Below are 12,672 nucleotides of genomic sequence, written 5' to 3'. Positions count from 1 at the left end.
GAAAAAGTTATGGAAAAGGTACTATGCTCATAAAGTCGCAGATAAAAACAGAAGATATTACATTATTTGATATTGATTTGAACAGTGCAGCTGTAAAGGAACAGCTACAGACCCAAGAGATTAAAGTAGAAAAGAACGGAGTTAAAATAAACACGACCCTCACCTATTCATCAGAGATTTGCATAGTGCAAACGTCTTTTCAGCACAATAAAGACATTATAGATATTTTTAATATTGACGGTGAGTATATAAAAATCATCTACTTGCTAAAAGGTAAAAATCCTACCATAACTGATACTGCTGATCAGCTTAGTCATTCCTCGCATCCTGGTTTTCTTAAGCTAGGCTATGGAAAAGATTCTCGACTAAATATCTTAATGCCAAAAAATGAAGAGACAGAGTATACGATTATAGTATTTTCATACGCTTATTTCAAAAGCCTTATGAAAGGAGATGTATGGTTGCTCAACAGTAAGTTTCATCAAGCGATAGAAGCCAATAAGCCTTTAATTGGGGAGATGAATTATTATATTAATTTTCCTCTTCATCATATAGTTAGTGAAATGGTAAAGTATGACTGGCGCTTGAAGGAAAGAACGCATTATCTGGATTTAAAGCTGAAGGAATTTTTACTCACCTTATATTGCTATGAGCAAGAGAATGAGCTTACCTATAGCGATATAAGCTCGGATACGCTAAATAAGATCAAACGTGCGCATTATTATATGGAAGTTAACTTTAGAGAAACTCCTACTATAAAAGAGTTGGCTAGAGAAGTTATGCTCAATGAAGCGCAGTTAAAAAAAGGCTTTAAAAAAGTATATGGGTCGACTATTAGAAGCCATATAATAGATTTAAAAATGAAAGAAGCTTTGGCGCTACTGAAGACCCAAAAGATTAATGAAATAGCAGCAACGCTTGGCTACGGCAGCATACCGCATTTTATTACTTCTTTTAAAAAATATTATGGTGCATCGCCCAGTCAAATGAAATCACGACAATAAGATTATTTTGAGTTCATAATACGAGGTTGTAAGGATGTTTAAGCGCTTCACTACAGTGTGTAGTGTAAGGGTAATAGTGAGGCAAGATACTTTTATGACAAAAAAAGGCCGACTTAAAATCTAAGCCGACCTTTTCTTATAAATAATAGTAATTAATCATTAATGTCTAATTTCTTTCTTATATCAATAGACATTTGTTCTAGGTGAATACGAGTAAGATCATCTATCTTGTTACTCTTTTTTACCTTGTCTATCATTTTCAGCTCTTTCATTAGTTCATCTACTATCATGCCTTTCATATCCGATAAGTAGTGCTGATACTGGAACATACCTACTATTAAACCTGGGTTCTCTTCGGTAGTTACTTGAAGTAAAAGCCTGCTCACGTACGTTTTTTGCAAATTTCTTCTGTAGAAATCTACACTTTCACCATTATGTAACTCTCTGAAAATACCTTTATTCATATCGCCCAGCATTTCACTAAATGAATAAGATTGATTAGGGTCTTCTAAGGTGTTATTCATCATTGTAGATATTCTGAATCTTTTTATAAGGGCATCTATCACATCCTTTTGTAGGTTACCTATCTCTATGCCGAATGAATTAGGAACCTTATCAAAGATGTTCTTCTGATTAAGCCACATGGGTGTTTCAAAAACATGCTTATGCAAAAAAACTATGGCACGTTTTTGCTTATCATATTCCACGTGAGTATACTCTGGCCCTGTGTTTAGTCCTACTCGCACGTCATGATAAACTCCTCCTACATTTTTCATAACATGTAAAATGTATCTGAAATACTGACTATAAACGGCCGCATAGGCATCTGAAGCAGCAGTAAATCCTTTATAATCTGTGGTATTCCATTCTAGCAGGTGCGGTGTTATCCTTTTTAGATTTTTAATGCCATATTCACTGGCTAGCATGGCATCATCTCCAAGGTCTTCGTTTTGACTTCTTGGATCCATGGGTTCCATTTCATTTCCAAACCAAAGTCTTTTATTCTGAGCCAGAGTATCGGTGACTAATTTAACCAGAGCTTTTTGTTCTTCTACCTCATCTTTGAACTCAGGTCTCCACTTATAGCCCCAGTACAGGGCCCATTTATCGTAGTCATTAATCCGAGGATAGATACCATTTTTACTTATGCTATCTTCTGGCTGTGCTACATAGTTAAAACGAGCATAATCCATTATAGAAGTGGTATGTCCATGCTCATCTAGCCATTCTTTGTCTCTCAGCTTCTCTACGGGCGTAGTACTGCTGGCTCCAAAGTTATGAAGCAAACCTAAGGTATGGCCTACCTCATGCGAGGACACAAAACGGATGAGCTCACCCATTAGCTGATCGTCAAATTCTGGTTTTCTGGCTTCAGGGTCGATAGCTGCACACTGTACCATGTACCAATCGTGCAGCACCTTTGCCACATTATGATACCAAAAAATATGACTTTCTATAATTTCACCACTTCTTGGATCAGAAATGCTTGGTCCCATAGCGTTAGCTATCTCAGAAGGCCTGTAGATAATGGCAGAGTATTTAGCATTATCTAAACTCCAGGTACTATCTTCTTCATAACTAGGAGCTTCTCTTGCATAAATCGCATTTTTAAATCCTACTACCTCAAAGGCTTTTTCCCAGTCGTTTACACCTTGAATAAGGTATGGCACCCACTTTTTAGGTGTAGCAGGATCAATATAAAAAACAATAGGCTTTTTAGGCTCCACCAACTCTCCGGCCAGGTATTTTTCCTCATCTCCTGCTTTAGGCTCCAGCCTCCACCTTTTAATCATCTTCCTTATTTCTACCCCCTGAGGCTCCACTCCAAAGTCACGATAGCCCACGGCAAAATATCCCACTCTTTCATCCACCAACCTTGGGCGCATAGGCTCTTTGGGAAGTAATACAAAAGAAGAGTTAAGCTCCACGGTGTATTCTGTGGAGGTAGGATTCATGCCTGCAGAATAAGTCTTCAAAGCTCTTATTTCTAGGTTAGAACTGTAAGACCTCACATACTTGACGTAACTTCTGTCATTTTGCTGTGCTCCCATTCCTGCACGGTCTTTTAGCTTTTGGTTTTCAAAGTACAGCACATTATTATCACTGTTTAAAAACTCTGTTACATCCAGCACTACAGAAGATGAATCTTTGCCAAAAGCAGCAATAGGAAATGCTTTTACAATGGCCTGCACATTGTTCTTTAAAACACTTTGATACATGGCATTTGTAGAATCTGCATTGTATTCATTAAAAGAAATTCTTCTCATAAACACATTGTCTCTAGGGCCTTTTTCAAACCTGTATACAGACTCCCCTATTTCATCTCCTACTAGTCCAAACTGTCCATTACGCATATCTGTAGATGCCTGAGCAATACGATTTACTACCAATATGTCTCTGCCAAAAATGCTATCAGGAATCTGAAAAAAATATTTGAAGTTATCGTTATCAATATAGGTCTTGATAAAGCCCCCTCCTCTTTCCATTTCTGGCTTTATAACATCTTCAAATTTTTTAATCTTTACTGTTTTGGCTGTATTAGCAGAATCTTTCTTAGCTGCTTGCTCTTTATCCTTATTAGCACTGTCTTTTTTCTGCGCAATAGACAAAGTGCTAACTGCCAGCACGATACATAATGCTAAAGTATATTTCAATTTATACATGTATATGACTTAAAATTTATCTGGGATTTTTTTCTATTTCAGCATTTTGCCTTCTATAAATTGGCGCTATCTGAAATACGTATTCATTGCTATTAGGCTCTAGCACATAATTTTCTCCTAAGAACTCACGTTCTATGGTAATAGCAAATTGAGGCTCCTGATTCAAACGTTTAAGGTCAAACCACCTCAGGCCTGTGCAAAAAAGCTCGCGCCTTCTTTCATTCAGCACGGTTTGTAAGGTGTTTTCACCTACCTGAAGGTCTTCATAATCTTCCGGTGCGAATCGGGCTACCCTTAGTTCATTAAGGGCATCAATCGCTTCTTTATCGTTACCGTTACGAGCTAGGCATTCCGCTCTTATTAACAACATTTCAGGTACAGAAGGACCTGCATAGGTTCCTTGGTATACAAGGCTAGGTTTCCAATAACCGCGACCTTCAAACTCCCAATAAAAGTTGCTGGCAGGGGCGGTAAATAACTCATATCTAAGATCACCTTCCTCAAATAAATCTAAAAGCTGATGATTGACAGGAGTTGCGCTAAGAGGGGCATTAAATGATTTCGATAACATAATTTCAGGGTCACTATACTTAACAGGGTAAGTAGTTGGAGCTGCTTCATAATCTGCCAGGTTATTTAGCGTATTTTGCAATGCTAATGCCTCATTAGCATAAGTTAAGGCATTATCATAGTCACTCATCTGTAAATAAACTCTGGCCATCAGTGCCAATGTTCCAGCTCTGCCTGGCAAAAATGAATTCTCCTGAAAATCAGGCAACACTTCTAATGCCTCTTCCATGTCTGTGAAGATCTGGTCATACACTGCCTGCACAGATGCTCTTTCTAATGATGCAAACAAGTCTGGTTTGGTTAACAAAGGCACGCCTAAATCTGTAGCGGCTGTACTCACATTGTACTGCTTGGCGTACATATTTACAAGACAGAAATAGGCAAACGCTCTGTGTACTTTGGCCTGTGCTAATATTTGCTGTTTTTCTTCATCTGTGCCTCCTTCGCTGCTCATAACTCCATCTGTTACAGAGTTGATAGTGTATAGCTGCTGATATAATGCCTGCCAATCATTATCTTGCTGATCTTCAGCATATATATTCTCTGCCCATTTATAAATAGATGCGATTACCTCAGTAAGACTATTCTGAATAGGCTCTCCTACAAATTCTACATCGTCAGAAGCTACAAGCGGAGCTTGACAAGCCCCCTCTAACCTTGACGTATAATTCATTAAGTATTGGTAATCTTCTGTATACTTCAATTCCCGCTGAGTAGGGTCTTCAACCTCTACGTAATCGCGACACCCACTTACGGTAAGTGCGGCTAAAAGTGCCAGACTGTATATTATTCTTTTCATGTGTATATTTTTAATTTTAATTAGCCATAATGAATGTCCTAAGACACACACCTCTTTCTACATGGCTTTAAAATGAAATATTTAATCCTAGCGAGTAGTTAGCTGCAGGAGCTAAACTTGAATATGATCCCTGAAAAATATATAGAGGATCTATACCTTCATCATTTTTCACCCAAATCGGTCCTAGGTTATTCGCTGATGCAGTAATGGTGGCTGATCTGATATACTTGATTTTAGCGATCGCTGCAGATGGAAGTATATAAGAAAGTGAAACTTGAGCTAAACGAATATTATCAGCGTCAATCACATTAATATCTGCTTGTTTGTATCTATTAATACTATTTGTATTGCTATTCAAAATACCCGGTACATCAGTAAATGCTTCATCGCCTTCCTCTCTCCATCTCTCAGTTAGCTTTTTACTGGTGCCAAGAAAGTCGGAAAAATAGCCTGAGGTAGGGTAATATGATGTGCTGATATCTCTTTTCAATGCTTTATGGCCCATGTCATATGTAATTCTTACCAATAGACTCAGGTTTTTATACCTAAAGGTGTTAGTGAAACCTCCAAAATGTGTAGGGGTAGTACGGCCTGCGTATACCAAGTCATTGCCCGTTACTTCAAAATCTGTAGAAGGTACTATGTTGCCGTCCTCATCATAAACTTGCGATTGACCAGTTTCATCTAAGCCTGCCCATTTATAAACCATTAAATTATCTACAGGATTGCCCGATGAAATAAAATTCTCAGCTAATGCCACGTTATCATCAAATCGGCTATCCGTAACTTCATTGGTATTGTATGAAATATTGAAGTTAGTTAACCATGAAAAGTCTCTTGTTTTTATAGGATATGCGTTAATTGCCAATTCATATCCATTACTTTCCATGTCTCCTGTGTTGTAGGTGAGGTTAGTCCATCCGTAAGTACCATTGTAGGGTACATTAGCAAGTATGCCTTTAGACCATTTTTTGTAAATATCAAAACTTAAGTTAATGCGAGAATCAAAAACTCCTATTTCGAAACCTGCATTTAATGTTTTGGTGGTTTCCCAACCAAAATCCCTATTACCGGGAGATCCTATATAACCATATGGAAGCCCACTGTAATAATCTGTACCACCTACGGTATACAATGTTCTTAAAACACCTGTATTGTTGGCCGGAGATGAGCCTCCTGTACCATAAGATGTCCTTACATTTAACAGACTAAGCCAATTCACATTGATCAAGAAGTCTTCTGCTTTAGCATTCCATCTAAGACCAGTGGACCATAAAGGAATAGCTCTGTTTCTTTTATCTACCCCTATCATGTTAGTATCATCAAAACGAATACTTCCACTGATAAAATACTTTTGTAAATAGCTATAGCTGGCATTGCCATAGTATGATAAGTATCTGTTAATAGATCTGTAAATGGATCTATCAAAACCTGTTAGCGTGGCGGTACTACCATAAATGGTGGCATAAGGTGTGGTAGGATTAACCACTACGGTGGTAGAAGATTCTTTATCGTATCCGTATCTTACCATATTATAACCACGGCCTTTAGATTGTCTTATTTCAGTACCAGCTATTGCTGTCAGTTGATGGATGTTGTTCCAGTTTTTGTCAATGTCCAACTGAGCTCTCATTGTATAATCAGAAGTAAATGTATTACCAGCTTCATATCTACCACCTACAGGTACCCCATACACTAACTGCCCTGTGGCCTCATTAATAGTGGTACCTTCGTTAATAAGGCTTCTCATTTCATAGCTATCTTCATCATAATATTCTACTACTTCTGTTGAATTTCTTTGTAGCATACCAGAAACGGATAACTTGGCCCAAGAAGTGATATCACCACTGAGCATAGCATTAATCCTAGTTCTGTTTTTGTTAAATGTGGAGCTGGAGTTATCAAGCTCGTCTATAGAATTATAGCTCCAAGGCAGATAGCCTTGTGATTCAAAATCTTCTATTACATCGGAGGTAAAAAGAATATCTCTGTCTATGGCATTTCCATTTTCATCTACAAGTAAGTCGTAAGGTCGTAATCCAAAAGGTCCTTCTGAAATTGAGGCAATTGCACCTGTGTTTACTTCGTCTGTAGAGTAGGTATGGTTAATACCCGTCTGTAATGAGACCTTGTCGTTAAAAAAGGAAGTATTATAATTAGCTGTAATGGCATATTGCTCAGACCAATTACTTTTAAAAGAAGGTCTATTAGAAGAGTAATTTCCTGATACATAGTATGTACTATTATCGGAACCTCCGTTAATTGATAGGTTGTACTGCTGGGTAACACTTGGCTGTAATAAATACTCTTCTATCTGATCATTATTATTAACTTGAGATAATTCATTTATCCGAGCATCTAGTTCTGCCTCAGTTATTTCACCTCTTTGCGCCTGAAACATATAATTAGATGCCTGACTACCATTTTGATATCTCCAGGCAGAATAAGGATCAGGGAAAAAGTTATTGTCAAATAGCTCGGTTTCAAAATCGATATATTCTTTACTGCTCATTCTATTCAAATCATCCAGATTTGAAGGCTTAGCATACGTGGCCGTAGCGCTGAAGTTAAATACCGGAGCAGAGTTTTTCTTTCCTTTTTTTGTAGTAATCACAATTACGCCATTTGCCGCTCTCGATCCCCAGATAGAGGCCGCAGAGGCATCTTTTAAAAATGAAATACTCTCAATATCATTAATGTTGAAGGTACTTAACACTGAGTTATTGGATGTTTTACCAATATTATTAAAATCAGTTCCTGGGGTTGCACTTAAACTCTGATCAATAGCCGGAAAACCATCAATTACAATAAGTGGTGCAGAGCTTGTATAGAATGTGTTAGGTCCTCTTATAGAAACGGTATTGTTAACTGCATCGAATCTTACGCCTGGCACTTTACCTTGTAACCTATCGATAATGTCTATCGAGGGGCTTTCCTGTAAATCCACAGAACTGATAAGTTCGTAAGAGCCTGTCACTTTATTAGGATCTATTTTTTGATACCCTGTAGAAACAACCGTTACCTCACTTAGTGTGGTGAGACTCTCTTTGAGTGTAACGTTCATCTCTGTACGATTACCTACGGGTAATTCTACCCTTTCATACCCTAAAAAAGAGTAGATAAGGTTTTTGTTTGAGGGCGCATTTAAAGTATAGCGTCCATTCGCGTCTGTAATGGTACCTCTTCCCTCCCCTTGAATAATCACAGATACTCCTGCAAGGGTTTCTCCCGACTCTTCGCCAACTACACCAGATACTTGGTGTACCTGATTATGACTAGCTCCTGATTGTAGGTTTTCTTTGTCCGCAGGCCTAGGTGTAATTACAATGCTGTTATCCTCTGCCGAGTACTCATAGGAGAATTTATCTCCAAGGCTTAGCTTCAGTAAATCAGCAGTTTTAATGTAACCTTCTGAAATATTTACTGATGGCTGACCGTTAAAAAGATCAGATCTGTAAACAAATGTATAATTCGTCTGTTTCTTGATAAGATCGAAGACCTGGGTAGTAGAATACTGCCTGGTTTCGGGTATTGATATGTTAGCATCCTGAGCTGAAACTTTAATTGCCAAACTAAAGACACAGGTGCAAACTAATAAAAATACGGAACCCACCTTAGGGGGCACCACTCTTTTTGCCAGGGCAAAAAGGGAACCGGTAAATTTAATTTTCATAAATTTGAATAATTAAGATTAGTTATGATATAATTAATCAAAGGGGAAAAGTTTTGTATGGTAAGAGATCTGAACTTATTCCCCTTTTTTCTTTAATTCTATTTGGTTGTTGTTTATTTCATAAGTTATATTACTCGTTTTTGCCAGTAGATTTAAAATCTTGTTAAGCCCTAAATCGCGGCTAAATACTCCATTAAATTTTATATTTTTCACCTCCTCATCTTCAAATACAATTTGTACATCGTACCACCTATTTAGGTTTTCCGTTATACTTTCCAAGGTGCTTTCATTAAAACTAAAAAAGCCATCTTTCCATGATATATAATCATGAACTGCTACCACCTTCTTGTTGAATACCTTGTCTTTGTAATTAAAAGTCACCTGATCTTTGGGGTGCATATCTGTTTTCTTGCCTTCCGCATCAAGCTCCACATGCCCTTCTACCAACGTGGTAATGGTATTCCCTTCTTCTTTGTAAGCCCTGATATTAAACTCCGTACCCAGCACTTCTACTTCCTGAGCTCCTGTAGCTACTATAAAATGGTCTCCATGATTTTGTGCACTCGGAGAAACATCAAAATAAGCTTCTCCATATACTAGTTCTACTCTACGGGGCTGTCCTGCAATAAAAGCTGTGGGGTATTTTATGCGGCTATCAGCATTTAACCAGACCTTGGTACTATCAGATAACTCCAAGTAAAATTCACCTCCTCTGGGTATAGTGAGATAGTTATATTCTAACTTCTGAGCCTGACCTGCATATTTTATAGACTCTCCATTACTGGTAACACCGTGGGCACTATATGGCTGTCCGTTTTGCAAGTCTATTTCTGTACCATCTGCCAGTGTAAGTATAGCCTTATCGGTACCAGCGGCAATGATTTTTTCTGTTACCTTATTTGTACTATCTTTTTGAATTATAAAAAAGGTAAGACCCGCCATAGCCAAAAGTATGAGGCTGGCTGCCACACTATATCTCCATTTATGGCTAGGCTTCGGAGGTACTGTAATCTCCTGCTGTAGCTTGAACCAAGCTTTGCCTTTATCTATTGGTGGGACTGGCTTATCATAACCAGAACTCACCTTTTGAAAGTACTTCCGGTGATCTTCCGATTCATCATACCAACGATCAAATATCCTTTGCTCCTCAGCAGACAACCGCCCTTCTATTTTCCTAATTATTAGTTTAAAATCCATCTTTCAGATGTAGTGTATAGTAGTCGTTTGTGGGTATGACAACTAAAGAGGAAAAATGGGTGACAAGAAATTTTACTTTTTTCTAAAAAGAAAGGAAATAAATTGTCTTAACGCAGTTAAATCAGAAGAAGAAAGAGGAAAAAACCATCTTGTTGATCTTTTCTTTGGCACGCTTGAGCTGTGTTTTTACTGTATTTACAGAAACGCCACTATGCTCGGCAATCTGTTGGTATTTGTAATTATGCTTTACTCTAAGAAGGAAAATTTCCCTCATTTTTTCAGGGAAAGTGTTGATGACAGCCATTACTAAACTATAAATATCTTCTTCATTCTCTTCAAAGGCAGGAAAAACGGCTATGTCATCAAAAATGCTATTGAGATCTATAGCATGATCATAATCTACTACCGATAGGCTTTTTAATTTATTGATGCATCTATTGCGAACCATCGTATACATATAACTTCTCATATTGGTATGCACCTGTAGTTTGGTAGCATTTTCCCAAATGTATATGTACACTTCCTGTACCAAATCCTCACTTTCAGCCTGATCGTAGAGATGCTTATAGGCGTATGTTACCAACTCCTTATAAAAGATGTCGAACAAACTATGGAAAGCAACCTTATCTCTCTCCGCTATCTTCGCTAAAAGTAAATTCTCTTTCAATAAAATAAGCCTCTATCAACGCTTAAAATTAGTAAAATTATTTAACAATACGATAATATGGAATTACGCAAACTATCTCATAAACAGCTTATTAAATTAATTAAAATACAGTGAAAGTCAGAAAGTGAAAATATAAAGTGATTCATTATCAGCAAAATAATAATTTCAATACCAATAATTAAAATAAAATTTTAGTGGCAAAAAATAACCAATTAAGCCCTAGCTAATGTGATGGAACTATGGTGCTGGCTTTGATTAACACTATGTATCATGCCTATATTTCCTCTACAAAATCATCAATTACATCGCGTTTGTTTGCTGAAATTAATTTTAGATTTTTGATTTGTAGAATAACGAGATATAGCGGTGAAAAAGAACTTATTAATAATTAAGATACATATTCTGGGATGGTGTTTACTCTTGATGGTCCCTTTTTTTTTAACCCGGCAAGTATACCATTCTATACTTCCTAATGCTGATGTCCTTTCTTTCTTCCCTCCATTAATGCTTAGTGTTGTACTTATTATTATTTTCTATTTCAATTATTTCATACTCATACCCAGGTTTTTATTTGCGAAAAAATATAAAACATACTTTGTATTGCTGGCATTATCGATCTTGCTAGTATTCTCTGTGTCAGGCTTTATTATTTCATTTACGGGGTTCAGTCCTCATCAGCTGGCCGAATCCAGCCCTTTGTTGGCTACAGTGCAACCAGTTATTAAAATAAATGGACTATTAATGTTGATTGTTTCTATTGTTACATCTACCTTGTTGGCAGTAAATCAAAGGCTTAAAGAGACTGAAGGAGAAAAGTTCACCGCACAGATAGCATCTCTTAAGTCGCAAATTAATCCTCACTTTTTATTCAATACATTGAATAATATTTTCGCCATTGCCATTGATACTTCACCAAAAGCCGCTGATATGGTAGATAAGTTGTCAGAAATGATGCGCTATACCATGAGAGATACTCAGAGGGATTTTGTACCCTTAGATGATGAGGTTAATTACATCAATAACTATATTGAATTGCAGAAGATAAGGTTGGACAAAAGAATAAAATTAGATTATTTCTTCTCTGGAAATTACTCTGATTTTCAGATTGCCCCTATGCTGCTCATACCATTTATAGAAAACGCCTTTAAACACGGTGTAAATATAGAAAGTCAAAGTGATATTAAAATTGAGATAACTATTGAAAATAGTGAGCTGCATTTGGCTGTAAGTAATAGAATAGTTGAAATGCAAACCGAAACTTCAGAGCGAAGTGGGTTAGGCATAAAAAACACAAAACGCCGGTTGGAATTGATTTATCCATCAAAGCACTTATTATCTATTACGGCTACAGAAAGTGATTTTATGGTTTCATTACACATTAATTTATTATGATAAATGCTATAGCTATAGATGATGAGCCGCTGGCCTTGAAAGTGATTGAAACTTTTTGTAGTCAAAGTGATTTGGTTGATTTAAAAAAGACATTTTTGTCACCCAAGGAGGCCCTGATGCATCTACGTAAATATCCGGTTGACCTTCTGTTTGTTGACATTCATATGCCGAGCATGTCTGGGATCAATTTGGTGAAAGCTTTGCCTCAAGATTCTATGGTAATTTTCACTACAGCATTTAGTGAATATGCCGCTACTAGTTATGAACTAAATGCCATTGAGTATCTTCTAAAACCATTTAACAAGAAACGGTTTGACCAAGCTATGTCCAAGGCTAAAGATTACTTCCATTTCTTGCGAAAAACAGATCTATATGACGATGAATGCATTTTTGTTCGAGCTGATTTTAGCTTAGTAAAAATTCTTTTGTCAGAGATTTTATTTATTGAAGGGATGGCTGACTATGTGAAAATATTTATCCAGAATGAAAAACTTGTAATGTCCAGGATGACGATGAAGGCAATTTCTGAAAAATTACCAGAAAAGGATTTTATTCGTGTTAATCGTTCTGCCATAATTCCTGTGCATAGAATTACATCTATTAAAAATAAAACTATACTACTCTCTGACCGAGAAGTGTCTATAGGCAATACTTATGTTGAAGCCTTCTTCAAAAGATTCAATAATCAATAAATATGAATTGCGTAT

At 36.9% G+C, this 12,672-nt stretch carries 8 protein-coding genes; 3 read left to right on the top strand and 5 right to left on the bottom strand.

Annotation, left to right across the window (positions count from 1 at the left end; all coding sequences use genetic code 11):
- The first annotated feature begins 23 nt into the window (after positions 1-23).
- Entirely contained in the window at positions 24-1,004 is a 981-nt protein-coding gene (locus ACXACQ_RS17055) for a helix-turn-helix domain-containing protein (protein ID WP_474977175.1), read from the top strand.
- Between the two features lie 152 nt (positions 1,005-1,156).
- Here the strand turns inward: ACXACQ_RS17055 and ACXACQ_RS17050 are convergent, their stop codons facing one another.
- The 5 genes from ACXACQ_RS17050 to ACXACQ_RS17030 form a co-directional block, all read right to left on the bottom strand.
- On the bottom strand, positions 1,157-3,667 hold the full coding sequence (locus tag ACXACQ_RS17050) for a zinc-dependent metalloprotease (RefSeq protein ID WP_474977174.1): 2,511 nt from the start codon (positions 3,665-3,667) through the stop codon (positions 1,157-1,159).
- 16 nt (positions 3,668-3,683) lie between these two features.
- Complete coding sequence (locus ACXACQ_RS17045; RefSeq protein WP_474977173.1) at positions 3,684-5,036, bottom strand: RagB/SusD family nutrient uptake outer membrane protein; 1,353 nt, start codon at positions 5,034-5,036, stop codon at positions 3,684-3,686.
- Positions 5,037-5,103: 67 nt separating this feature from the next.
- Positions 5,104-8,607 carry a SusC/RagA family TonB-linked outer membrane protein gene (locus ACXACQ_RS17040; RefSeq protein WP_474977172.1) on the bottom strand — a complete coding sequence of 1,168 codons (3,504 nt, stop codon included), beginning with the start codon at positions 8,605-8,607 and terminating at the stop codon, positions 5,104-5,106.
- Positions 8,608-8,784: 177 nt separating this feature from the next.
- Positions 8,785-9,906, bottom strand: a complete 1,122-nt coding sequence (locus ACXACQ_RS17035; RefSeq protein WP_474977171.1) for a FecR family protein — start codon at positions 9,904-9,906, stop codon at positions 8,785-8,787.
- Between the two features lie 121 nt (positions 9,907-10,027).
- A complete protein-coding gene (locus ACXACQ_RS17030; RefSeq protein ID WP_474977170.1) occupies positions 10,028-10,573 on the bottom strand; it encodes an RNA polymerase sigma factor in 546 nt (181 codons plus the stop codon).
- A gap of 600 nt (positions 10,574-11,173) precedes the next feature.
- Here ACXACQ_RS17030 and ACXACQ_RS17025 point away from each other — a divergent pair.
- Positions 11,174-11,965, top strand: coding sequence for a sensor histidine kinase (locus ACXACQ_RS17025; RefSeq protein ID WP_474977169.1), 792 nt, complete (start codon positions 11,174-11,176; stop codon positions 11,963-11,965).
- Positions 11,962-12,657 carry a LytR/AlgR family response regulator transcription factor gene (locus ACXACQ_RS17020; RefSeq protein WP_474977168.1) on the top strand — a complete coding sequence of 232 codons (696 nt, stop codon included), beginning with the start codon at positions 11,962-11,964 and terminating at the stop codon, positions 12,655-12,657. Before ACXACQ_RS17025 ends, ACXACQ_RS17020 begins: the two co-directional genes overlap by 4 nt.
- Positions 12,658-12,672 lie beyond the last annotated feature (15 nt).

This window comes from Fulvivirga sp. AWR4_260 (assembly GCF_056158185.1).
This window is presented reverse-complemented; position numbering and strand designations above follow the sequence as displayed.